The 22,461-nt window shown below is 73.1% G+C and carries 20 protein-coding genes and 1 pseudogene; 12 read left to right on the plus strand and 9 right to left on the minus strand.

The genetic code is table 11. The features are described from left to right. The first annotated feature begins 70 nt into the window (after positions 1 to 70). Positions 71 to 868: a DeoR/GlpR family DNA-binding transcription regulator gene (locus tag ACFU5F_RS15680; RefSeq protein ID WP_383887141.1), complete on the plus strand. Its 798-nt coding sequence runs from the start codon at positions 71 to 73 to the stop codon at positions 866 to 868. 5 nt (positions 869 to 873) lie between these two features. Here ACFU5F_RS15680 and ACFU5F_RS15685 read toward each other — a convergent pair whose 3' ends face one another. Continuing rightward, on the minus strand, positions 874 to 1,830 hold the full coding sequence (locus ACFU5F_RS15685) for a hypothetical protein (RefSeq protein WP_383887143.1): 957 nt from the start codon (positions 1,828 to 1,830) through the stop codon (positions 874 to 876). Positions 1,831 to 2,014: 184 nt separating this feature from the next. On the opposite strand from ACFU5F_RS15685, the gene ACFU5F_RS15690 reads away from it, so the two are divergent. The 6 genes and pseudogenes from ACFU5F_RS15690 (at position 2,015) to ACFU5F_RS15715 (ending at position 7,803) form a co-directional block, all read left to right on the plus strand. Further along, positions 2,015 to 4,300, plus strand: a complete 2,286-nt coding sequence (locus ACFU5F_RS15690; RefSeq protein WP_383887145.1) for a heavy metal translocating P-type ATPase — start codon at positions 2,015 to 2,017, stop codon at positions 4,298 to 4,300. 215 nt (positions 4,301 to 4,515) lie between these two features. Next, positions 4,516 to 5,075: pseudogene (locus ACFU5F_RS15695) on the plus strand (MFS transporter); the annotation flags it as partial. Positions 5,076 to 5,254: 179 nt separating this feature from the next. Further along, positions 5,255 to 5,446, plus strand: a complete 192-nt coding sequence (gene tgmA / locus ACFU5F_RS15700) for a putative ATP-grasp-modified RiPP (RefSeq protein WP_013005676.1) — start codon at positions 5,255 to 5,257, stop codon at positions 5,444 to 5,446. A gap of 16 nt (positions 5,447 to 5,462) precedes the next feature. After that, positions 5,463 to 6,446 (plus strand): ATP-grasp ribosomal peptide maturase, encoded by a 984-nt coding sequence (gene tgmB, locus ACFU5F_RS15705; RefSeq protein WP_383887147.1) that lies wholly within the window; start codon positions 5,463 to 5,465, stop codon positions 6,444 to 6,446. 226 nt (positions 6,447 to 6,672) lie between these two features. Next, a complete protein-coding gene (locus ACFU5F_RS15710; protein WP_383887225.1) occupies positions 6,673 to 7,425 on the plus strand; it encodes a maleylpyruvate isomerase family mycothiol-dependent enzyme in 753 nt (250 codons plus the stop codon). 63 nt (positions 7,426 to 7,488) lie between these two features. Further along, positions 7,489 to 7,803, plus strand: a complete 315-nt coding sequence (locus tag ACFU5F_RS15715; protein ID WP_383887149.1) for a DUF6332 family protein — start codon at positions 7,489 to 7,491, stop codon at positions 7,801 to 7,803. A gap of 200 nt (positions 7,804 to 8,003) precedes the next feature. Here the strand turns inward: ACFU5F_RS15715 and ACFU5F_RS15720 are convergent, their stop codons facing one another. After that, a complete protein-coding gene (locus ACFU5F_RS15720; RefSeq protein ID WP_383887151.1) occupies positions 8,004 to 8,717 on the minus strand; it encodes a TetR/AcrR family transcriptional regulator in 714 nt (237 codons plus the stop codon). A gap of 241 nt (positions 8,718 to 8,958) precedes the next feature. On the opposite strand from ACFU5F_RS15720, the gene ACFU5F_RS15725 reads away from it, so the two are divergent. Continuing rightward, positions 8,959 to 9,411 carry a nitroreductase family deazaflavin-dependent oxidoreductase gene (locus ACFU5F_RS15725; protein WP_383887153.1) on the plus strand — a complete coding sequence of 151 codons (453 nt, stop codon included), beginning with the start codon at positions 8,959 to 8,961 and terminating at the stop codon, positions 9,409 to 9,411. Between the two features lie 51 nt (positions 9,412 to 9,462). Here ACFU5F_RS15725 and ACFU5F_RS15730 read toward each other — a convergent pair whose 3' ends face one another. Continuing rightward, entirely contained in the window at positions 9,463 to 10,668 is a 1,206-nt protein-coding gene (locus ACFU5F_RS15730) for a geranylgeranyl reductase family protein (RefSeq protein WP_318810288.1), read from the minus strand. Positions 10,669 to 10,850: 182 nt separating this feature from the next. Here ACFU5F_RS15730 and ACFU5F_RS15735 point away from each other — a divergent pair, with 182 nt between their 5' ends. After that, the gene (locus tag ACFU5F_RS15735; RefSeq protein WP_383887155.1) at positions 10,851 to 12,206 is read left to right on the plus strand and encodes a dipeptidase; all 1,356 of its coding nucleotides are present in this window, start codon (positions 10,851 to 10,853) and stop codon (positions 12,204 to 12,206) included. A 136-nt stretch (positions 12,207 to 12,342) separates the two neighbouring features. Here the strand turns inward: ACFU5F_RS15735 and ACFU5F_RS15740 are convergent, their stop codons facing one another. From ACFU5F_RS15740 to ACFU5F_RS15750, 3 genes are all read right to left on the minus strand, one after another. Continuing rightward, positions 12,343 to 13,380, minus strand: coding sequence for an NUDIX domain-containing protein (locus ACFU5F_RS15740; protein WP_383887157.1), 1,038 nt, complete (start codon positions 13,378 to 13,380; stop codon positions 12,343 to 12,345). A 189-nt stretch (positions 13,381 to 13,569) separates the two neighbouring features. Beyond that, complete coding sequence (locus tag ACFU5F_RS15745) at positions 13,570 to 13,815, minus strand: hypothetical protein (RefSeq protein WP_383887159.1); 246 nt, start codon at positions 13,813 to 13,815, stop codon at positions 13,570 to 13,572. Between the two features lie 81 nt (positions 13,816 to 13,896). Further along, the gene (locus ACFU5F_RS15750; protein WP_383887227.1) at positions 13,897 to 14,853 is read right to left on the minus strand and encodes an ROK family protein; all 957 of its coding nucleotides are present in this window, start codon (positions 14,851 to 14,853) and stop codon (positions 13,897 to 13,899) included. A 252-nt stretch (positions 14,854 to 15,105) separates the two neighbouring features. On the opposite strand from ACFU5F_RS15750, the gene ACFU5F_RS15755 reads away from it, so the two are divergent. Together ACFU5F_RS15755 and ACFU5F_RS15760 are read left to right on the plus strand one after the other, a co-directional pair. Then, positions 15,106 to 16,155, plus strand: coding sequence for a LacI family DNA-binding transcriptional regulator (locus ACFU5F_RS15755; RefSeq protein ID WP_383887161.1), 1,050 nt, complete (start codon positions 15,106 to 15,108; stop codon positions 16,153 to 16,155). A gap of 3 nt (positions 16,156 to 16,158) precedes the next feature. Further along, positions 16,159 to 16,926, plus strand: a complete 768-nt coding sequence (locus ACFU5F_RS15760; RefSeq protein WP_383887163.1) for a hypothetical protein — start codon at positions 16,159 to 16,161, stop codon at positions 16,924 to 16,926. Between the two features lie 24 nt (positions 16,927 to 16,950). Here ACFU5F_RS15760 and ACFU5F_RS15765 read toward each other — a convergent pair whose 3' ends face one another. Together ACFU5F_RS15765 and ACFU5F_RS15770 are read right to left on the minus strand one after the other, a co-directional pair. Beyond that, the gene (locus tag ACFU5F_RS15765; protein WP_383887165.1) at positions 16,951 to 18,810 is read right to left on the minus strand and encodes a protein kinase; all 1,860 of its coding nucleotides are present in this window, start codon (positions 18,808 to 18,810) and stop codon (positions 16,951 to 16,953) included. A 143-nt stretch (positions 18,811 to 18,953) separates the two neighbouring features. Continuing rightward, positions 18,954 to 20,261 (minus strand): DUF6986 family protein, encoded by a 1,308-nt coding sequence (locus tag ACFU5F_RS15770; protein ID WP_383887166.1) that lies wholly within the window; start codon positions 20,259 to 20,261, stop codon positions 18,954 to 18,956. 191 nt (positions 20,262 to 20,452) lie between these two features. Here ACFU5F_RS15770 and ACFU5F_RS15775 point away from each other — a divergent pair, with 191 nt between their 5' ends. Beyond that, the gene (locus ACFU5F_RS15775; protein WP_383887168.1) at positions 20,453 to 21,358 is read left to right on the plus strand and encodes an endonuclease/exonuclease/phosphatase family protein; all 906 of its coding nucleotides are present in this window, start codon (positions 20,453 to 20,455) and stop codon (positions 21,356 to 21,358) included. Positions 21,359 to 21,410: 52 nt separating this feature from the next. On the opposite strand, the gene ACFU5F_RS15780 is transcribed toward ACFU5F_RS15775, so the two are convergent. Further along, complete coding sequence (locus ACFU5F_RS15780; protein WP_383887170.1) at positions 21,411 to 22,373, minus strand: electron transfer flavoprotein subunit alpha/FixB family protein; 963 nt, start codon at positions 22,371 to 22,373, stop codon at positions 21,411 to 21,413. Positions 22,374 to 22,461: the final 88 nt, after the last annotated feature.

The raw sequence follows: 22,461 nt of genomic DNA on the forward strand, positions 1-22,461 counted from the left end.
TGCACGATAGAGTCATCTTTCGAGCATCTTCAAGCATGATGCGGCAACTGGACCAGCAGGAGGAGGCCTCATGTCCCGCGACACCCGCTGGCGGACGCTGCTCGAACTGCTCGCCGAGCGGGGGCGGCTGGACGTCGAGGAGGCGGCCGTCGAGCTGGGCGTGTCCCCCGCGACGATCCGGCGCGACCTCGACGGGCTCGCGGAGCAGCAGATGCTCGTCCGCACGCGGGGCGGAGCGGTCGTGCACGGCGTCTCGTACGAGCTGCCGCTCCGCTACAAGACGGCACGCCGGGCCACCGAGAAGCAGCGGATCGCGGCGGCGGTGGCGGACCTCGTCGCCCCCGGCGAGGCGGTGGGCCTGACCGGCGGCACGACCACGACCGAGGTCGCGCGGGCCCTGGCCGTACGAGGGGACCTGGCGTCCGGCACGCCCGCGCTGACCGTGGTCACCAACGCGCTCAACATCGCGGGCGAGCTGGCCGTGCGGCCCCAGTTCAAGATCGTGGTGACGGGCGGGGTGGCCCGCGCCCAGTCGTTCGAGCTCGTCGGCCCGCTCGCCGACGGTGTGCTCGATCGGATCACCCTGGACGTGACCGTCCTCGGCGTGGTCGCCCTGGACGTGGTCCACGGCGCGGCCGCGCACGACGAGGCGGAGGCCGCCGTCAACCGACTGCTCTGCGAGCGTGCCGAGCGGGTGGTCGTGGCGGCCGACTCCAGCAAACTGGGACTGCGGGCCTTCGCGCGGATCTGCGGGGCCGGCTCGGTGGACACGCTGGTCACGGACGCGGCGGCGGCGCCGGAGGCGGTGCGGCGTTTCGAGGAGGCGGGGGTGCGGGTCGTCATCGCCCGAGAGCCCGGGGCGCGGTGAAGCCGTCAGTGCGCGTGAGCGGTCGCGGGTTCCTCCGTGCTCGTGGGTTCCGTCGCTCCCCCGGCGCCGACCGTGAAGGCCGCCGTGTGGACCCTGCCCTCGTGCTTGAAGTCCAGGAAGAGGCGGTAGCTGCCGGCACTGGGGGCGGTGGCCGTGAAGGAGATGCCGGGGCCGGGCCGGGTCCTTCCGTCGCCGGGCTCGCCGTTCGGGTGGACGTGCAGGTAGGCGAGGTCACCCGCGCGCAGGGCGACCAGGTGGCCGTACGCCCCCAGGTAGGGCTGGAGGTCGGTGACGGGCCGGCCGTTCCGGGAGACCTTGAGGTCGAGTTCGCTCGCGGCGCCCGGGCGCAGGCCGCCGTCCAGCTCGACCTCGTAACCGTCGACCTCGGCCGTGGCGTTCGGCGCCGGGAGCTTTCGCGGCCGGTAGGTGCCCGAGGCCGCGAGGTCGGCGCCGAGGGTGAGGTTCTCGGTGTTCTCTCCGGCCGGGGTGAAGTCGGCGAACACGCGGTAGCCGCCCGCCGCGGGCAGGTCGACGGGGGTGCTCCAGGTGCCGTCGGCCGCGCGGGTGGGGTGCAGATGGCGGTAGGTGACCAGATCGCGTGAGGCGACGATGAGGTGGAGCTCCTTGTCGTGCTCGCGCTCGTACGCGGTGACGGCCCGGCCGTCCTCGCCCCTGATGACGAAGCGCAGCTCGGAGCGGTGGCCCGCGGTGACCCCCGGGGTGCGCAGGTCGAGGGTGTAGCCGCCTTCGGAGATCTGGAGTCCGCCGGGCGGCGCGATGTCGTGACCGCCTTCCCCACGTCCGGGGTTCGGTGACTCCTCGGCGTGGCCGTCGTGGCGCGCGGGCTCGTTCTCCGCGGTGCCGGAGACGACGGGTTCGATGCCCTTGCCCACGCCGTAGGCGGTGCCGAACGTCGCGGCCAGCGCGGCCGCGAACGCGGTGATCCTGAGTCCGGTGTTCATGGCCGTCTCCTTCGGTGTCCGGGTCCTCGTCACAGTCCTCACAATACCCCTGGGGGGTATAGAGTCAAGCCTCGCGAGAGCTTGCACCATATACCCCGAGGGGGTATACAGTCGGTTGGCGCCCACGATACCCCCGCCCCGTATCCGCGTCGAACACCGACCCCGATGTGCGAGGAGCAGAGACATGGCCGTCACCAGGACCGGAACCATCGCGGAGGTGGAGTTCTCCATCGGCGGGATGACCTGCGCCTCCTGCGCCGCCCGCGTCGAGAGGAAGCTGAACCGCGTGGAGGGCGTCACCGCCACGGTCAACTACGCCACCGAGAAGGCGAAGGTCAGCTACGGGGACGCGGTCTCGGTGCGCGAGCTGATCGCCACCGTGGAGGCGACCGGCTACACCGCACGGGAGCTCACGCCGCCCGCGCGGGCCGAGCCCGAGGGTGCGGGCGACGGCGCGGGCGACGGTCCGCGCGAGGGGACGGCCGACGAGCTGCGGACGCTCAGGCAGCGGCTGGTCACCGCGGTGGCCCTCTCCGTCCCGGTCGTCGCGACGGCCATGGTCCCGGCCCTGCAGTTCGAGTACTGGCAGTGGCTGTCCCTGACGCTGGCGGCGCCCGTGGTGGCGTATGCCGGGTGGCCCTTCCACCGCGCCGCGTGGACGAACGCCCGGCACGGTGCCGCCACCATGGACACCCTCGTCTCCGTGGGCACCCTGGCCGCGTTCGGGTGGTCGCTGTGGGCCCTGTTCCTCGGGACGGCGGGCACCCCGGGCATGACCCACCCCTTCGAGCTGACCATCGCCCGGGGCGACGGCGCCGGAAGCATCTATCTGGAGGCCGCGGCCGGGGTGACCGCCCTCGTCCTCGCCGGGCGCTTCTTCGAGGCCCGCGCCAAGCGCAAGGCGGGCGCGGCCCTGCGGGCCCTGCTGGAGCTGGGCGCGAAGGACGTCACCGTCCTCACGCCCGGGGGCGGCGAACGGACCCTCCCCATCGCCGAGTTGAAGGTGGGCGACCGGTTCCTCGTACGTCCCGGCGAGAAGATCGCGACCGACGGGACGGTCGTCGAGGGCACGTCCGCCGTGGACGCGTCCATGCTGACCGGCGAGTCCGCGCCCGTGGAGGTCGTGGCCGGCGATCCCGTCACCGGAGCCACCGTCAACGCCGGTGGCCGTCTCGTCGTCGAGGCCGGCCGGGTCGGCGCCGACACCCAACTGGCCCGGATGGCACGGCTCGTGGAGGACGCGCAGAACGGCAAGGCCTCGGCCCAACGGCTCGCGGACCGGATCTCCGCCGTCTTCGTCCCGGTCGTGATCGCCCTCGCCCTGGGCACCCTCGGCTTCTGGCTCGGCAACGGCGCCGGGCTCACGGCCTCGTTCACCGCCGCCGTCGCCGTACTCGTCATCGCCTGCCCCTGCGCCCTGGGGCTCGCCACGCCGACCGCACTGCTGGTCGGCACCGGTCGCGGCGCCCAGCTGGGCATCCTGATCAAGGGCCCCGAGGTGCTGGAGTCCACGCGGAAGGTCGACACCGTCGTCCTCGACAAGACCGGCACCGTCACCACCGGCCGGACGACCCTGCTGGCCGTGCACCCCGTCGACGGCACCGACGAGAACGAAGTCCTGCGGCTGGCGGGCGCGTTGGAACACGCCTCGGAGCACCCGGTCGCCCGCGCCGTCGCCGAGGCGGCGCTGACGCGGCTCGGCCCACTGCCCGCACCTCAGGACTTCACGAACGTACCCGGCCTCGGTGTCCGGGGCATCGTCGACGGCCGCACGGTCCTCGTCGGGCGCGAACGCCTGCTGGCCGACCGGGCCGTGGAGCTGCCCGAGGGCCTGGCACGGGTGCGGGCGGAGGCCGAGGCGGCCGGGCGTACCGCCGTCGCGGTCGCCTGGGACGGCGAGGCCCGCGCGGTCCTGGAAGTCGCCGACGCGGTCCGGGCGAGCAGCGCGCAGGCGATCACCCGGCTGCGCGCGCTCGGCCTCACACCGATCCTGCTGACGGGGGACAACAGGGTGGTGGCCGAGTCCGTCGCCCGCGAGGTCGGCATCGCCGCGGAGAACGTGATCGCGGACGTGCTGCCGCAGGACAAGGTGGACGTCGTCAAGCGCCTTCAGGCGCGGGGCCGTTCAGTCGCGATGGTCGGCGACGGGGTCAACGACGCGGCCGCGCTCGCGCAGGCCGACCTCGGGCTGGCCATGGGTACGGGTACCGACGCCGCGATCGAGGCGGGCGACCTGACCCTCGTACGCGGGGATCTGCGTGCGGCGGCCGACGCCATCCGCCTCGCCCGTCGGACGCTCGGCACGATCCGGTCCAACCTGTTCTGGGCCTTCGCCTACAACGTGGCCGCCCTTCCGCTCGCCGCGTCCGGCCTGTTGAACCCGATGATCGCCGGGGCAGCGATGGCCTTTTCCTCGGTCTTCGTCGTGGGCAACTCCCTGCGGCTGCGGGCGTTCCGAGCGGAAGGGTGAATCAACTGCCCATATGAATACGGTCAGTTGCCTGCCGGTCACCGGCGCAGGTTAGCGAAAGGCCGCGCCGGGCCCCGGAAGGAAAGCGATTCGGCAGGGCGTCGGCCCGGGCGACGGAAAGGGTGTCGAATTCCGCTTCGATCCACTTCACGGGCCCGGGCGGGACCATGCGCCTTTACCGATGGACCCCTTTCAGCCGCCCCACACCCGGCGCCCACCGCCCCGGCGGCCGCACGCGCGGGCCGGTCGTCGTGCTCGGCCTGATCGCCGGATGCACGGCGTACGGGGAGGGGCGCTGGCCGACTGGGGCGCCCTGCACCTGGAGGTGGACCTGGACGCCTCGCCGGGAGTCGCGGCGCTCGGTTACTCGTGTTTCGCGCCGGCCATGACGATCGGCCGGCTCACGGGGACGCCCCTGCTCGAACGCCTGGGCAGGACCACGGTACTCGTGGCCGGTGGCACGACCGCGGCGGGCGGCATGCTGCTCGGCTCCCTCGCGCCCTCCGTGTGGGCGGCCCTGCTCGGCTTCGCCGTCACCGGTCTGGGCCTCGCCGACATCTTCCCCGTCGCCGTCGAACGCGCCGGCGCGCCGGCCGGCCCCGGCGGAGTCGCCACGGCCTCGACCCTCGGCTATCTGGGCATGCTCCTCGACCCGCCCGCGATCGGCTTCATGGCCGAATGACTCTCCCTGCCCGCCGCGCTCACGAGCGTCGCGGTACTCGCCGGGTTCGCCTCCGCCATCGCGTTCACCACCCGCCGCTCGACCGCGAAATGACCACTCACCGTTGCCTGGTGACACCTCGCGGTGCATGAAGTCAGCCCTCCGAGAACATGAGGCAACCATTCAGTCGTTCGATTCGTATAACTCCCTGGAGGCACTGCGACCCGGCCGAACAGAGAGCGGCCGGAGCGTCACCATCCGCTTTTCCGGATGGTCCCGAACAAGGAGAAACGATGCGACTGTTCGTGCTCAACTACGCTCGCGCCGCTGAGCAGTTGGAGTTCAGCGCTCCGTACACCTACGACTCCGGGCTGCAGTTGAACGTGCTCGCCGACGGGCGGATAGCCGCGCATGACCAGGGCCTTATGCGGGAATTGGGGGCGACCACCTCCACGGCGGGATCGAAGACCCATTTCGACGACTGAACGCGGATTCGCGACGATGACGGTGTTGATCCTGACAAGTGAACAGGATGTGACGGCGGACCTGGTGGTGGCCCGGCTCAACAGGACCGGCGTACCGGTGGTCCGCCTCGACCCCGCCGACCTGCCCGGCACGGTCGCGCTCTCCGGCGAGTACGTGCACGGCTCCTTCCGCGGGCAGCTGGCCGCCGGCGGGCGCCTGGTGAGCATGAGCGGGCTGCGGTCCATCTGGCTGCGCCGGCCCGGTGTTCCGGCCGCCGGGGTCGCCGAGCCGTCCCCCTGGCTCACCGAGGAGTCGTCACAGGCCCTCTACGGCATGCTGCGCGGCACGGGCGCCCGCTGGATGAACGACCCGGACGCGGCCCGCCGGGCCCGGCACAAGCCGTGGCAGCTCCGGCACGCCCAGCGCTGTGGGCTCCCCGTCCCGGCCACGCTGATCACCACGTTCCCGCAGGCCGCCCGGGACTTCGCCGAGCGCTTCCCGGACCTGGTGGTGAAGCCCGTCTCCGGCACCCACCCACGGGAGCCCGTCGGCACCGTCCCCACCAGCCGCGTCGCGCCCGGCACCGACTTCACCGCCGTCGCGTTCGGGCCGACGCTGCTGCAGCGGCGGATCGCCAAGACCGCCGACATCCGCCTCACCGTCGTCGGCGACCGCATGCTGGCCGCCCGCAAGGCGGTCGCCGCGGACGCGCACCCCGACGAGGTGGACGTCCGCTTCGCCCCCTCCACCGCCCCCTGGCAGCCGGCCGAGGTCCCGGACCGCACCGCCACGGCCGTCCACACCTACCTCCGCGACGCCGGACTCTCCTACGGCGCCTTCGACTTCGCGGAGGACGCGGAGGGGATCTGGTGGTTCCTGGAGTGCAACCAGTCCGGCCAGTTCGGGTTCGTGGAGATGGACACCGGCCAGCCGATCGCACACAGCGTCGCCGAGTGGCTGGCGCACGAGGAACCGGGGGCGGAAACGCGCCGCGACGAGCGGATCCGGACGACCCCCTGACGTCCGCGTCGTCCCGGACGACCCGGACGTCCCGGACGACGCCCCGCCGCATGCGCGAAGCGCCCGTCCGGGGCCGGGGCGGGCGCTTCGCGCATACGGCGGAGGAATCGGTCGCGCGGCGGGGGTCGGTCGTACGGCGGGGGATCGGGCGTACGGCGGGGGGGGGGTCGGTCGTACGGCGGGCGGCGGGCCGCAGGAAGCGTGCGGCGTGCGGCAGACTCGTCGCATGGAGATCGCCGAGCACATCCGAGCCCTGGAGCAGGAAGGCCGACTGCTCGCCTCGGCCGCCCGGAAGGCCGGTACGGACGCCGAGGTACCGACGTGCCCCGCGTGGCGAGTCCGGGACCTGGTCCGGCACACAGGGGCCGTGCACCGCTGGGCCACCGCGTTCCTCGTCGACCGTCACCCGTCCTTCCGGCCCCTCGTGGACGGCCCCGACCTGGACGGCGACCCGCTGCTGACCTGGTTCGAGGACGGACACCATCGCCTCGTCGAGACACTGCGCACCGCCCCGACCGACCTCGACTGCTGGAGCTTCCTGCCCGCGCCCACCCCGCCGGCCTTCTGGGCACGACGCCAGGCCCATGAGACGGCCGTGCACCGCGCCGACGCGGAAGCCGCGCTCGGCGGCGAACCCGGCCTGCACGCCGTGGAGTTCACCGCGGCCTTCGCCGTGGACGGCATCGACGAACTGTTGCTCGGCTTCCATGCCCGCGCCAGAAGCCGGGTGCGCACCGCGACGCCGCGCGTCCTGCGGGTGCGGGCCACCGACACGGACGCCGTGTGGACCGTACGGCTGTCGTCGGAGCCACCCGCGGCGGAGCGTGCCGAGGCGGCGGGGGCCGGTGACGCCGACGGTGAGATCGCGGGCCCGGCGCCCGTCCTGTACCTGGCCCTGTGGAACCGGCTCCCCCTCCCGCCCGCGACGGGCGACCCGTCGCTCGCGCGGCTGTGGCGGGAGACCTCGGGCATCGGCTGATCCGGGCCCGGCGGGTACGTCGGCCACCTTGTCGACCGTGCCCGTCGCCCCCACACTCGGCCCATGGGGAAACGAACGCAGGCCGAACGGGACGCGATGACCATGGAGATGCTCTTCGCGCTCTTCGCCGGGGCTGTCCTGGCGGGCGCGGCATACTTCGGCGTCACGGAGTTCCTGCCGAGCGCCTTCGGCTCCCTGGGCGACCGGCGGAGCCTGCTCGACCTCCTCGCCCTCGCGGTGACCGCGGTGGTGTTCGTCGCCGTCGTCACGGTCGTCCTGACACGCTTCCGGCACGCTGCGGGCCTGCGCCGGCAGGCCGCCGGACCACCCGGCGGGCACCACTCCGCTCCGCCCGGCGGCACCAGCCCCGACTCATAGGCGGACGACGAGTTGGGCGCGGTCACGGTCGCCCGGCTCCATCAGGAACACGTCGGGACGGAGTTCACGCACCCCCCGCAGTGGGACTCCTGGCCGTCGGCGGCCTCTCCAGCGCTCGATGTCGGGCTGTACGTCGAGCGGCGCCCTGAACCCGGCCCGTAGCCACGTCCCGCGCAGCACGCCCGCCGGCCCCGGGGTCGTCAGCGCTCCGCCGCCTCGGACTGAGGGAACACCAGACCCACGTGATGGGCGAGTTGGCCGGCCGCGTGCCGGAAGAACACGCCCCGGTCCTCGACCACCCGGTTGAACTGCCCGAACACCTCGAAGCTGATCAGGCCGAACAGCTGCGCCCAGGCCCCGACCAGCACCATGATCACCTCTGGCGGCAGGTCGGGCGCGAACTCCTCGGCGATCCGCCGTGCCTCGGGCCGCAGCTCGGCGGGCAGCTTCCACTGGGCCACGCCCTTGGCCCGAAAGGCGTCCCGCACGATACGGATCAGCAGCTGCCCGACCCGGGAGGCGGCCGGCAGGGTCGCGTCGGGTGCCTTGTAGCCGGGCACGGGCGAACCGAAGATCAACGCGTACTCGTGCGGCCGTGCCAGCGCCCACTCCCGCACCCCCTCGCACACGGCGACCCACTGCCCCGCCGGGCTCTCGGCCGCGGCCCGCGCGTGTGCGGCCTCGGCGGCCTCGCCCACGGAGTCGAACGCGTCGATGATCAGCGCGGTGAGCAGCTCGTCGCGGCTCGGGAAGTAGCGGTACAGCGCGGAGGAGACCATGCCGAGTTCGCGCGCGACCGCGCGCAGGGACAGCTTGGCGGCACCCTCGGCGGCGAGCTGTCTGCGGGCCTCGTCCTTGATGGCGGCGGTGACCTCGATCCGGGCGCGGGCGCGGGCTCCTCGTGCTGTGCTCATGTGAGGCAGTGTGCCACAGGGTAGAGCACTGCACACGTTTCAGAGCAGCGCTCTCGTAACGGATCAGCGCACATGAATGAGAGCGAGCACCACAAACGAGAGCACTGCTCTTGCATTGGAGCACCGATCTCGTGCACACTGCTCTCAAGCGAGAGCAGTGCTCTCCGAAACGCCCGTCCAGCCCACCTCAGCCCCACCAGCCCCCGACCACGCAGCCCGCCCCACCACCCAGGAGGACCCCGTGTCGTCGTCGACCCACTACATCAAGACCAACCCCTTCGACCGCGCACTGAACGGCTTCATCGGCTGGCTCGCCCGCCGCGGCGTCAGCCTCGTCGGGACGGCCGAACTCTCCGTGCGCGGTCGCAAGAGCGGCGAGTGGCGTCGGCTGCCGGTCAACCCGCTGCCGTACGAGGGCGGCCCGTACCTGGTCTCGGCACGCGGCCACTCCGAGTGGGTGCGCAACATGCGGGCGGCCGGCGGCGGGCGGCTCCAGGTGGGCCGCCGGGTGCAGGAGTTCACGGCGGTCGAGCTGACCGACGAGGAGAAGCCCGTCGTCCTGCGCACCTACCTCAGGAAGTGGGGCTGGGAGGTGGGCCGGTTCTTCGGCGACGTCAACGCCGACTCCACCGACGAGGAACTGCTCGCCGCCGCGCCGAAGCACCCCGTCTTCCGGATCACCGTCCAGCGGTGACCGGGCGGGGTGCCGGCGGGCCGGCGCGGCGTGCGTGCCCGAACGACGGCCCTACTTGTCGAACGCCGTCAGCGCACGCTGGGCGATCGGGCGGTTGCGGACGATCTCGCCCAGGGAGGTCGACCCGCGGGTGATGTCGACGAAGGCCCGCCAGGCGGGCCGGAACCCGGTCAGCGCCGCGTGGAAGAGACCCGGCCGCCGCTCGAAGGCGACCAGCAGCCGCTTGCCGACGCTCATCTCGACGCCGAGCCCCGCCTTCACGGCGAACGCGTAGTTGAGGGCCTGGCGGCGGGTGTCGACCGCGTCGTGCGCCTCGGCGATCCGTACCGCCCACTCACCGGCCAGCCGACCCGAGCGCAGCGCGAAGGAGATGCCCTCGCGCGTCCACGGCTCCAGCAGCCCGGCCGCGTCCCCGCAGACCAGCACCCGCCCCCGCGAGAGCGGCGAGTCGTCGGCACGGCACCGCGTCAAGTGGCCCGAGGAGACGCTCGGTTCGAAGCCGGCGAGGCCGAGCCGCCCGATGAAGTCCTCCAGGTACCGCTTCGTGGCGGCGCCTTCACCGCGGGCGGAGATCACGCCGACGGTCAGGGTGTCGCCCTTGGGGAAGACCCATCCGTAACTGCCGGGCATCGGGCCCCAGTCGATGAGGACGCGCCCCTTCCAGTCCTCGGCGACCGTCTCCGGCACGGGGATCTCCGCCTCCAGGCCGAGGTCGACCTGTTCGAGCTTGACCCCGACATGCGCCCCTATGCGGCTGGCGCTGCCGTCCGCCCCGACGACGGCCCGCGCGAACAGCGTCTCCCCGCCCTGCAGCACCACCGCGACCGTCCGCCGGTCCGGCACCGCCGAGCCGTGCTGCTCTACCCGGGTGACCGTGACACCCGTCCGTAGTTCGGCGCCCGCCTTCTGGGCGTGCTCGACGAGTTGCTGGTCGAACTCGGGCCGGTTGATCAGGCCGAACAGCATCTGCTTGGACTTGCGCGTCCGGGCGTAGCGCCCGTCGAGGGAGAAGGTGACCGCGTGCACCCGGTCCTTGAGGGGCAGTTCGAAGCCGGGCGGCAACGCGTCGCGCGAGGGGCCGATGATGCCGCCGCCGCACGTCTTGTACCGCGGCAGCTCCGCCTTCTCCAGCAACAGGACGCTGCGTCCCGCGACCGCCGCCGCGTAGGCGGCCGAAGCCCCTGCGGGGCCCGCGCCCACCACGACGACGTCCCACACCCGCTGCACGTCGTCCGCCGAAGAGTTCTCGCTGCTCACGATGGTCTACTGCTCCCGATCCAGCCGCCTGCCGCACCTGTCCCACGCATCCTACGGCGGGTGACACCGAGGACCGTTGTGGGAGGATCGGCAGCGCGTGCGCCCTACACCGACACCGCGGGCAAGCGCGTACGCAGCCACATGCCCACCAGGACAACGTCGCACCCACGAGGAGCGTGCCCATGCCGTCGAATCCGGTCGCCGAGACCGTCGCCTCGCTGATTCCCCGAGCGAAGGAGGAGCTCAGCGAACTGGTGGCCTTCACGTCGGTGGCGGACTTCGACCAGTACCCCCGCAGCGAGAGCGAGGGAGCCGCGCACTGGGTCGCCGACGCGCTGCGCGCCGAGGGTTTCCAGGACGTCGCCCTGCTGGACACCCCCGACGGCACCCAGTCCGTGTACGGCTTCCTGCCGGGGCCCGAGGGCGCGAAGACCGTGCTGCTCTACGCGCACTACGACGTGCAGCCGCCGCTGGACGAGGCCGCCTGGACGTCGCCGCCGTTCGAGCTGACCGAGCGCGACGGCCGCTGGTACGGGCGGGGTGCCGCCGACTGCAAGGGCGGTGTGATCATGCACCTGCTGGCGCTGCGGGCCCTGAAGGCGAACGGCGGGGTACCGGTCCACGTCAAGGTGATCGCCGAGGGCTCGGAGGAGATGGGCACGGGCGGACTCCAGCGGTACGCCGAGGCCCATCCCGAACTGCTCGCCGCCGACACCGTCGTCATCGGCGACGCGGGCAACTTCCGTGTCGGACTGCCGACCGTGACCACCTCCCTGCGCGGCATGGTCGCGATGCGCGTCCGGATCGACGCCCTCGAAGGCAACCTGCACTCGGGCCAGTTCGGCGGCGCGGCCCCCGACGCTCTCGCCGCGCTGATCCGCGTGCTCGACTCACTGCGCGCCGAGGACGGCACGACGACCGTCGACGGCCTGGCGAGCGAGGGGGTGTGGGACGGGCTGCAGTACCCCGACGCGCGGTTCCGCGAGGACGCCCGGGTGCTCGACGGCGTGCGGCTCGTCGGCGACGGCACGGTCGCCGACCGCATCTGGGCGCGCCCCTCCGCCACCGTGCTCGGCATCGACGCGCCGCCCGTGGTCGGCGCGACCCCGTCGATCCAGGCGAGCGCCCGCGCCCTGATCGGTCTGCGCGTCCCGCCGGGCGTGGACGTCCGGCACGCGATCAAGCTGCTCGAAGCGCACCTGGTGGCGCACACCCCGTGGGGTGCCCGCGTGGCATGCGAACCGATCGGCCACGGTGAGGCGTTCCGCGCGGACACCGCCAGCCCGGCGTACGAGGCGATGGCCTTGGCCATGGCGGTCGCCTATCCGGGCCAGGAGATGCAGTACGCGGGCCACGGCGGCTCGATCCCCCTGTGCAACACCCTCGCCGCCCTCTACCCCGACGCCGAGATCCTCCTCATCGGCCTCAGCGAACCCGAGGCCCGGATCCACGCGGTCGACGAGAGCGTGTCCCCGCAGGAGCTGGAGCGCATGGCCGTGACGGAGGCACTGTTCCTGCGCAACTACGCCGCGAGCTGAGCGCCCGGGACCCGGCACCGGTGCGGATCCGCGCCCTCCGGGGGCGTGGTGACCGCCGGCTCCTCGCAGACGCGCCACCGCGGCGAGCGAGTGGGCGAGGGTCCGCGGCCGCCCCTGGACGGGCGGCGGCGGGCCCTCACACCGGCACACCGGCCTCCAGGTACAGCGCGGCACCCCGCTCCCGTGCCCGCAGGGCCCACCGCAGCCGCTCGTAGCGCACCGGCGGCAGCAGTTCCGCGGCCTCCTCCTCGGTCACGAACCGCCAGCCCCGCAGCTCGGGACCGGGCAGCACCGGCCGCTGCGCCCCGCTGACGTCGAGGCGGCCCCCGTCGAACAGCAGGCGCAGTCCGCCGTAGCCGGGCGGGCGAGGTGCCTCCCAGTCCACCACCAGCAGCCGGGGCACCTCGTCCAGCCGTATCCCGGTCTCCTCCAGGACCTCACGCACACCGGCCCGCGCCGGCGCCTCCCCGGACTCCACGACGCCGCCGGGAAACTCCCAGCCGGCCTTGTAGGTCGGGTCGACCAGCAGGACCCGGTCGTCCTCGTCGAACAGCAGGACCCCCGCGGCGACCGTCTCGGCGGTCGGCTCGGGGGTCTGCACGATGTCGCAGGCGGGTACGTCGTCGCCGGCCACGGCGTCGGCGATGCGCCGCGCGGTCTCGTACGGGGTGAGGGCGCCGGTGTCGACGAGATGGGCGTCCGCGGTGAGCCAGCCGCCCAGTGCCGCGCGGTAGGGCGCGATGTGGTCGTACGCCCATTGACGCAGCCGCATCTCGCCGTCGGGGAGGTCGGGCGGTATCTCCCGCCTCGCTATTCGCTCGCGCAGTATCGTTTCGGCCGGGGCCAGGAGCAGATGCCGTACGACGATGCGGCGGGACGCGAGGCCGCCGAAGATCTCGTCGCGGTACTCCTGGCGGAGCAGCGTCATGGGGACCACGAGGGTGCCGCCCAGCTCGGCGAGGAGGGCGGCGGCGGTGTCGACCACAAGCCGTCGCCAGCTGGGCAGATCCTGGAAGTCGCCGACCTCGGCGAGGCGCTTGGCCGGCAGCAGGTGCGTCAGTGCGCCGCCGATGACCTCGGGGTCGAAGAGCGTGCTGTTCGGGATCAGTTCGATCAGTTCCCGTGCGGTGGTGGTCTTCCCCGCACCGAACGCACCGTTGATCCAGACGATCACGGTTCCCCCTCTTCTGTTGACCCCCTGAGGCTTGCCCTCCACCCCGCCACGGAAACCAGCCGCTGCCGAGGAGCCGAAAGTCGCGGAGCCGGAGACGACGACGGCGGGCCCCACCGAGTGGGGCCCGCCGACCGCGATGCGAGGGGAGAGACGGAGAACCGGCGGCTTCCGCCGCCCTCCGTACGGGCGTCAGCCCTGCTTGCCGCCCTTGCCCCCCTGGTCCGCCAGGCCTCCCAGGGCACCCTTGTCGACCGCCAGGCTCTCACCGGAGACCGTCTTGTTGACCTTGCCGAGCGTGCCCTCGACGTCCAGTTTGCTCAGACCGTCCGTCTTCCCGAGGGCGTCGGCGGCTTCGAGACCGTGCGACGGCGTGATGGCCGCGACGACGAAACCGGTGGCGAGGGAGGCGATGGCGAGCATGCTGCGCTTCTTCATGCCCTGCCCAACTGCGGAACGCCCCGCGGGGTCACGGGCGACTTTCAAAACCCGGCCCCGTCCGGACGACGACGGCGGCGGCTATCCCACCGGGGCCGCGCCCGCGCCGGGGCGCGCCGCCAGCGCCGCCGCGGCGGCTCCGACGAGGCCCGCGTCCGTGCCCATCACGGCGGGGACGACGGTGAGGTGCTGGACGAAGGAGAGCGTGGCGTAGTCCTTCACGGCGGCGCGCAGAGGCGCGAAGAGGACGTCGCCCGCGTTCGCGACGCCGCCGCCGATGACCGCGATGTCGATCTCGACGAGAGTGGCGGTGGCGGCGATGCCCGCGGCGAGGGCCCGCGCGGCGCGCTCGAAGGAGGCCACCGCGACCGGGTCGCCCGCCCGCGCGGCGGCGGCGACCGCCGCGGCCGAGGTGTCCCCGTCGGGGCCGGGCCGCCAGCCGTGGTCCAGGGCGCGGCGGGCGATGTTGGGGCCGCTCGCGATGCGCTCGACGCAGCCGTGGGAGCCGCACGGGCAGGCGTCGCCGTCGAGCTCGACGCTGATGTGTCCGATGTGGCCGGCGTTGCCGGTGGGGCCGGCGTGCAGCCTTCCGCCGAGGACCAGGCCGCCACCGACGCCGGTCGACACGACCATGCACAGCGCGTTGTCGTGGCCGCGCGCCGCGCCCTGCCAGTGCTCGGCCGCCGTGATGGCCACCCCGTCGCCGATCAGCTCGACGGGCAGACCGCCGGTCGCCGCCCGGACCCGCTCGACGAGGGGGAAGCCGCGCCAGCCGTGGATGTTCACGGGGCTCACCGTGCCGGCCGAGGCGTCCACCGGCCCCGCGCTGCCGATCCCGAGGGTCGTCACGCCGCCCCACTGCGGCGCGCCCCTCAGCTCGCCGAGCACGCCCTCGACGGCCCGCATGACGGTGTCGCCGTCCTCCCGTGCGGGCGTCGGGCGCTGGGCGCGGACCACTATCGAGCCCTGGCCGTCCACCAGCGCCCCGGCGATCTTGGTGCCGCCGATGTCGAGCGCGGCCACGAGGTCGGTCTGCATCAGTGTCGGTTCTCCCACTGCGAGTCTCCTGCCGGGCGCCCGGCAGAGCGGCGCCCGGATCTCCGGCCGGAAATCCGGCAGCACGACGCTCGCCTGGTGGGGGGCGCAGGCCGGAGAATGCGACAGACAGTCTCCCCCGGCCGTGACAACGTTGTCCAGGCTCTATGCTCGACGGCACATCCTCAACAGCCGCACCATTGCGACACGGCACCACCGACCACACCCGTGGACGACAGGACAGGACCGCGTACTGTGCCCGAGAGCGCCAACGGCATCGCCCGCCGCCCCGAGAACCGCTACGGCAACCGTCCCACGATGAAGGACGTCGCGGCCCGGGCCGGAGTGGGTCTGAAGACGGTCTCCCGGGTGGTGAACGGCGAACCGGGCGTCACCCCCGACACCGAGCGCCGTGTCCAGGAGGCGATCGAGGCACTCGGCTTCCGGCGCAACGACAGCGCCCGCGTGCTGCGCAAGGGCCGTACGGCCAGCATCGGCCTGGTCCTGGAGGATCTCGCCGACCCGTTCTACGGCCCCCTCAGCCGGGCGGTGGAGGAGGTGTCCCGCGCCCACGGCTCGCTGCTGATCAACGGGTCCAGCGCCGAGGACCCGGACCGCGAGCAGGAGCTGGCGCTGGCGCTGTGCGCCCGCCGCGTGGACGGGCTAGTGATCATTCCGGCCGGTGACGACCACCGGTATCTGGAACCCGAGATCAGGGCGGGTGTCGCCACGGTGTTCGTGGACCGTCCGGCCGGGCGCATCGACGCCGACGTCGTGCTGTCGGACAGCTTCGGCGGGGCCCGCGACGGCGTCGCCCACCTCCTCGCCCACGGCCACCGCCGTGTCGGTTTCATCGGCGACATGCCCCGGATCCACACCGCCGCCGAACGGCTGCGCGGGTACCGGGCGGCCATGGAGGACGCGGGCATACCGGTCGAGGACGCCTGGATGTCGCTGGGTGTCACCGATCCCGAGCGGGTCCGCAGGGCGGCCGAGGAGATGCTGTCCGGCCCGTCGCCCGTCACGGCCGTCTTCGCGGGCAACAACCGGGTGACGGTGACGGTCGTACGGGTCCTCGCCGAGCACCCCCGTCCGGTCGCCCTCGTCGGCTTCGACGACTTCGAGCTGGCCGATCTGCTCCGGCCGGGCATCACGGTCGTCGCCCAGGACCCCGCCCGGCTGGGCCGGACCGCGGCCGAGCGCCTGTTCCGGCAGCTCGACGGCTCCCTCGTGGTCCCGGAGCGCATCGAGCTGCCGACCAGGCTCATCGCCCGCGGTTCCGGCGAACTCCCGCCCGCGGACTGACCCTTGACCGCCTCCGACCCCCGCACGCTGGAAGCGCTCGGCCTCGCCGTGGCGCCGCGCGAGGACCCGCTGAGCTACCCGGGCGTGTGGCCCGCCGAGTCCGGACTGCTCGACGGCAACCGGATGCTGCCCCTGGACACCCTCGTCTTCGGGGACCGCGCGCCCGTCCTCTCGGTCGGCTCCAACGCCAGCCCCGCGCAGCTCGTCCACAAGATGGCGGAGCACGGCGTGCCGTGCCGTGTCCCGATGGTCAGAGCCCGGGTCACCGGCATCGGGATCGGTGTCTCCGCCCACGTCAGCCTGCTCGGCTACGTGTCCGCGTCACCGTTCCGCTCCCCCGACTCCACCACCGAGCTGTTCCTCACCTGGCTCGACGAGGCGCAGCTCGCCGTGGTCGACGCGAGCGAGGGGGCCGACTCGCCGACCGGCAACTTCCAGCGGGCCCTCCTGCCCGCCGCCGACTTCCGCGTCGAGCTGGAGTCGGGCGTGGTCCTCGACCACGCCTGGATCTACGTCAACCGGTGGGGCGTCCTGCGCGACGGCGGCCCCGGCCCGCGTCGCCACCCGGGCCGGCAGCGTCCGCTCATCGGCGAACTCCTCTCCGCGTCCGCCGAGTTGCGCGAGGTGTTCGGCACCACTCCGGACGAGTTCTGTGCCCGCGCGCGGGGCGACCGGGGCCGGTGCGCCCGGGGCAGGGAACTGTTCGCCGAACAGCGGTGGACGACGGTGTCGGGCCTGGAGCAGTACGTACGGCCGCACCCGGGAGCGTAGGGACGGCCGACCCCGACCCGGCTCTCAGCAGAGCGGGAGGCCCGGCACCGGGGCGTCGTTGTCGCCGCCCTGGATGTAGACGTCGCTGACGAAGACGTTCCTGTTGCCGCTGTCGTCGTCGGTCTTGGCCCACCACACGTTGGTCCACCTGCCGGAGGTCTCGCGACGGCCCAGGTTCTGCTGGCAGTAGAAGTAGTTGGTGCCCTGCTTCAGGATGCCGACCTCGGTGCCGGCGGCGTCGTAGGACTTGGCGGTGGTCCAGACGGTGCAGTTGTACTTGCCGCCGCCGATCGCGTGGCAGACCGGTGCCTCCTCGGTCGCCCCGCCGGTGGTCCCCCCGGTCGTGCTCCCGCCGGTGGAGCCGCCCGAGGTCTCCGCGCCGCCGGTGGTGCCGCCGCTCCCGTTCTTGGGCGGGGAGGCGGACGCCTCGGGGTCCTCGGCGTCCGTCTGCTCGTCCTTCCCGCCCGGGCTCGCGGTCGCCTCGCCGTCCTTGCCGCTCTTGTCCTTGTCCTTGTCCGTGTCCTTGGCGGTGTCGTCGTCGGAGAGGTCGACCGTGCCGCGGCTGCGGCCCGGGGAGGGGGTGTCGTCGCCCGGGGCGTCGGCCGAGGTGCGGGTGCCCTTCTTCTCGTCCTCGTCCCCGTCGAGCAGGGAGAGGGTGACGCCGGACGCGGCGAGTACGACGGTGACGGCCACGGCGGCGAGGAGGGCGCGTCCCTTGCCCTTGCGGGCGCTCCGGCCGCCGGCCGGGGACACGGTGGTGACGGGGCCCGAGGGCGGTGCGGGCGACTGCGGGGCGACCGCACCGGGTGTAGCGGCCTCCGCCGGTGATCCGGTGGCCGCTCCCTGCGCGACGGGCTGCGGGGGGCCGAAGCCCGGGGTCGGGCCCGTCGCACCGACCCCGGCACCCGCGCCGGCCGTCGGCGGACCGAAGCCCGGGGGCACCGAGGGCATGCTCCGCTGGGTCTCGGCCCTCGGCTGGGGTGCCGGGTCGCCGCCCGCCCCCGTGGCGACCGGGGCGTCGGGCGCGCCCCCGGCGGCCACGGCCTCCAGCAGGACGCGGGCGGCGTCGGCGTCCGGGCGCTCCTCCGGGCGCTTGTCCATCAGCCGGCGCAGGACGGACCCGAGCGGTCCGGACCGCCGGGGTTCGGGCAGTTCGTCGCTGACGATCGCGGTGAGCGTCGACCAGGTGGACGTACGCCGGAACGGGGAGGCACCCTCGACGGCCGCGTACAGGGTGGCGCCGAGTGCCCAGACGTCGGAGGCGGGGCCGGGGTCGTTGCCCTGGGCGCGCTCGGGGGCGAGGTAGTCGAGGGAGCCGACGAGTTCGCCGCTGCGGGTGAGGTGGGTGGCGGAGCCGTCGCCAGGGTCCTCCATGGTGGCGATGCCGAAGTCGGTGAGGACGACGCGGCCCGAGCGGTCCAGGAGGATGTTGCCGGGCTTGACGTCACGGTGCAGTACGCCGACCCGGTGGGCGGCGGCGAGGGCGTCCATGACCTTGGCGCCGATGGCGGCCGCCTCGCGCGGGTCGAGGAGCCCTCGGTCGCGCAGGACGTCGTCCAGGGACGGTCCGTCGACCAGCTCCATGACGATCAGCGGGCGTCCGTCGACCTCGGCCACGTCGTGCACGGCGACGACCCCGGGGTGCCGGACGCGGGCCGCTGCCCGGGCCTCGCGCTGCATCCGCAGCCCGAGGTCGGCCAGTTCGGGCGCGCCCGCGTCCGTGAAGGTGCGCAGTTCCTTGACGGCGACCTCGCGATGGAGGACCTCGTCCACGGCCCGCCAGACGACGCCCATGCCGCCGCGTCCGAGTTGCCCCACGATCCGGTACCGCCCGGCGAGAACCCGCCCGGCACCGTCCGTCTGTTCGTTCGCCCCCGAAGACACCCGCGCCTCGCTCCTGTGACACACCGATGAATGGCGTACAGCCTAAGCGGTGGACGGGGGCACTTCGGACCAGCGCCAACGGCTGTCACAGGACCGCTACTTGTCCGCCTCCCGGCCCGCCCCCGGGACGTACCGGAAAGGCCCTACCGGCCGGACGAGATCGTCAGGTCGGCCCGCCGGGGCGCGGCGAATCCTTCCAGGTCGGCGCGGGCCAGACCGGTCGCCCCGGACACCTCGTCGAGGTCGAGGGCACCGCAGTCCAGGCCGCGCAGCAGATAGCCGCTGAGAGCCTTGGCGGTCGCGGGCTCGTCCATCACGTCGCCGCCGGCCCGGCCGGCGTACCGGGCCAGGCGGGCGGCGGCCTGCTCGTAGCCCTCGCGGTAGAAGGCGAAGACGGCGGCGTAGCGGGTGGGGAGGTGGCCGGGGTGCATGTCCCAGCCCTGGTAGTAGGCGCGGGCCAGGGCGCGGCGGGTGAGTCCGTAGTGCAGGCGCCAGGCGTCGTGGACCTGCTCGGTGGGGCCGACGGGCAGGACGTTGGTGGAGCCGTCACAGACGCGTACGCCGGTGCCGGCGGCCGCGACCTGCATGATCGCCTTGGCGTGGTCGGCGGCGGGGTGGTCGCTGGCCTGGTGGGCGGCGGAGACGCCGAGGCAGGCGCTGTAGTCGAAGGTGCCGTAGTGCAGGCCGGTGGCGCGGCCCTCGGCGGCGTCGATCATGCGGGCGACGGTCGCGGTGCCGTCGGCGGCGAGGACGGCCTGGCTGGTTTCGATCTGGATCTCGAAGCCGATCCGGCCGGGGTCCAGGCCGCGCGCCTTCTCGAAGGCTTCGAGCAGGCGGACCATGGCCGTGACCTGCTCGGCGTAGGTCACCTTGGGCAAGGTGAGGACCAGCCCGTCGGGCAGGCCCCCGGCCGCGAGCAGACCGGTGAGGAAGATGTCGAGGGTGCGGATGCCCCGGTCGCGCACCGGCGCCTCCATGCACTTCATGCGGATGCCCGTGTACGGGGCGGCGGTGCCGGTGGCGTACGCCTCGGCGATCAGCCGGGCGGCGCGGGCGGCGGCCTCGTCCTCCTCGGCGTCCGGGCGGGGTCCGTAGCCGTCCTCGAAGTCCACGCGCAGGTCCTCGACCGGTTCGCGCTCCAGCTTGGCGCGGACGCGGTCGTACACGGGTCCGGCGAGGTCGCCACCGAGGCCGAGGACGGCGGCGAAGGAGGCGGCGTCGGGGGCATGCTCGTCGAGGGCGGTCAGGGCCCGGTCGCCCCAGGTGCGCAGGGTGTCGGCGGCGAAGACGTCACCGGGTACGTAGACGGTGTGCACGGGCTGGCGGGTGCCCGGGTCGCCCGGGTAGCGGCGCTCCAGCTCCGCGTCGACGGGGGCGAGGGAGGCGCTGATCTCCTCGCTGACGGCGCCCGCGAGACTCGTCGCCACGTTCTCCTGCCGGCCCTGCCCCATTCCAAACCCTCCATTTTCCGGACTGCGGAATCGGAAATCCGTATACCGAAGCTAACGGTCGATCTTCGCCCGGGTCAACAGCGTCTCGACGTGTGATTCCCCATGTCGTCCCCCTGGTCACTGCCGACCCGGCCGCTTCTTACGTATTCATCGGGCAAGGTTCATCCTGACCCCAAGGGGAGGAGATCGCGTTGCCGAAAGAGGTCGGAGTGACGCGCCGCCAAGGACTCAGGTCCGCGGCGGCCGCCGCCATCGCCGTGCCGCTGCTGACCACAGCGGGCTCGTCACTGCCGGCGTCCGCCGGCGAGTACGCGGGCGCCCTGAACGTCATGACGTTCAACGTGCGCTTCGCGACCGTCGTCGACAAGACGCCGCGCTGGACCGTGCGCCGCCCGGTGATGCGGGAGCTGCTGCGCCGCGAGCGACCGCACGTCATCGGCACCCAGGAGGGGCTGTACCAGCAGCTCCGCATGATCGAGAAGGATCTCGGCGGGCACTACGACTGGATCGGCACCGGCCGAGGGGGCGGCAGCAAGGACGAGTTCATGGCGATCTTCTACGACACCCGCAGACTCGACCCGATCGAGTTCGACCACTACTGGCTGTCCGACACCCCGTACACGATCGCCTCCAACACCTGGGGCGCGGACTGGCTGCGCATGGTGACCTGGGTGAAGTTCGCCGATCTCGCGGACGGGGGGCGGGAGTTCTACGTCCTCAACACCCATCTGGACAGCGTCAGCCAGTACGCCCGGGAGCGTTCCGCGAAGCTGGTCGGCGAGACGATCGCCGGATGGGACCGCTCGGCCCCGGTCGTCGTCACCGGCGACTTCAACGCGGCCGCCCACGGCAACCGGGTGTACGACCTGATGCTGGGCAACGGACTCGTGGACGCCTGGGACGCGGCGGCCGCGCGAAGCCCGGCCTACGGGACCTACCACGGCTACCGGGCGCTCAAGCCCGACGGCCGCCGCATCGACTGGATCCTGACCTCGCCCGGGGTGACCACGCACTGGGCCGCGATGAACACCTTCTCCGTCGACGGGCTGTACCCGAGCGACCATCTGCCGGTGCAGGCCTCCCTGACCCTGGGATGAGCCGAGGCCCCCGTGACCGTGTCTGCGGTCGCGGGGGCCTCGGCCGACGAGATCAGCCCTTGCGGGTGTTGATCTCCTCGGTGAGCTGGGGGACGACGTCGAAGAGGTCGCCGACGACGCCGTAGTCGACGAGGTCGAAGATGGGGGCTTCGGCGTCCTTGTTGACGGCGACGATGGTCTTGGAGGTCTGCATGCCGGCGCGGTGCTGGATGGCGCCGGAGATGCCGCTGGCGATGTACAGCTGCGGGGAGACACTCTTGCCGGTCTGGCCGACCTGGTTGGTGTGGGGGTACCAGCCGGCGTCGACGGCGGCGCGGGAGGCGCCCACGGCCGCGCCGAGGGAGTCGGCGAGGGCCTCGATGAGGGCGAAGTTCTCGGTGCCGTTGACGCCGCGGCCGCCGGAGACCACGATCGCGGCCTCGGTCAGCTCCGGACGCCCGGTCGACTCGCGCGGGGTACGGCCGGTGACCTTGGTCCCCGTGGCCAGCGCACCGAAGGTCACCTCCAGCGCCTCGACCGCACCGGCGGCCGGGGCGGCCTCGACGGCGGCCGAGTTCGGCTTGACCGTGATGACCGGAACACCCTTGGAGACACGGGACTTGGTGGTGAACGAGGCGGCGAACACCGACTGGGTGGCCACCGGTCCTTCGTCGGAGGCCTCCAGGTCGACGGCGTCGGTGATGATGCCGGAGCCGATGCGCAGCGCCAGGCGGGCGGCGATCTCCTTGCCCTCGGCGGAGGAGGGGACGAGCACGGCGGCCGGGGAGACGGCGGCGACGGCGGCCTGCAGCGCGTCGACCTTCGGCACGACCAGGTAGTCGGCGTACTCGGCGGCCTCGTGGGTGAGGACCTTCACCGCGCCGTGCTCGGCGAGGGCGGCGGCGGTGTCGGCGGCACCGGCACCGAGGGCGACGGCGACGGGCTCGCCGATGCGGCGGGCCAGCGTCAGCAGTTCGAGAGTGGGCTTGCGGACGGCACCGTCCACGTGGTCGACGTAGACGAGAACTTCAGCCATGACGATGCTCCTGCGGATTGCGAAGTCTTGAGGGCGGAGGGAAGAGTCGGGCCTCGGCCGTGACCGGCGACGGTCGCGGCGGGCCGCG

It is taken from the genome of Streptomyces sp. NPDC057438 (assembly GCF_042802995.1).
GTDB lineage: Bacteria > Actinomycetota > Actinomycetes > Streptomycetales > Streptomycetaceae > Streptomyces.

Coding starts and splice junctions, on each gene's coding strand:
- tgmB (WP_383887147.1), top strand. CDS start 5,463: ATGACGGTGTTGATCCTGACAAGTGAACAGGATGTGACGGCGGACCTG.
- ACFU5F_RS15680 (WP_383887141.1), top strand. CDS start 71: ATGTCCCGCGACACCCGCTGGCGGACGCTGCTCGAACTGCTCGCCGAG.
- ACFU5F_RS15750 (WP_383887227.1), bottom strand. CDS start 14,853: ATGCAGACCGACCTCGTGGCCGCGCTCGACATCGGCGGCACCAAGATC.
- ACFU5F_RS15745 (WP_383887159.1), bottom strand. CDS start 13,815: ATGAAGAAGCGCAGCATGCTCGCCATCGCCTCCCTCGCCACCGGTTTC.
- ACFU5F_RS15780 (WP_383887170.1), bottom strand. CDS start 22,373: ATGGCTGAAGTTCTCGTCTACGTCGACCACGTGGACGGTGCCGTCCGC.
- ACFU5F_RS15710 (WP_383887225.1), top strand. CDS start 6,673: ATGGAGATCGCCGAGCACATCCGAGCCCTGGAGCAGGAAGGCCGACTG.
- ACFU5F_RS15720 (WP_383887151.1), bottom strand. CDS start 8,717: ATGAGCACAGCACGAGGAGCCCGCGCCCGCGCCCGGATCGAGGTCACC.
- tgmA (WP_013005676.1), top strand. CDS start 5,255: ATGCGACTGTTCGTGCTCAACTACGCTCGCGCCGCTGAGCAGTTGGAG.
- ACFU5F_RS15770 (WP_383887166.1), bottom strand. CDS start 20,261: ATGGGGCAGGGCCGGCAGGAGAACGTGGCGACGAGTCTCGCGGGCGCC.
- ACFU5F_RS15685 (WP_383887143.1), bottom strand. CDS start 1,830: ATGAACACCGGACTCAGGATCACCGCGTTCGCGGCCGCGCTGGCCGCG.
- ACFU5F_RS15735 (WP_383887155.1), top strand. CDS start 10,851: ATGCCGTCGAATCCGGTCGCCGAGACCGTCGCCTCGCTGATTCCCCGA.
- ACFU5F_RS15715 (WP_383887149.1), top strand. CDS start 7,489: ATGGGGAAACGAACGCAGGCCGAACGGGACGCGATGACCATGGAGATG.
- ACFU5F_RS15690 (WP_383887145.1), top strand. CDS start 2,015: ATGGCCGTCACCAGGACCGGAACCATCGCGGAGGTGGAGTTCTCCATC.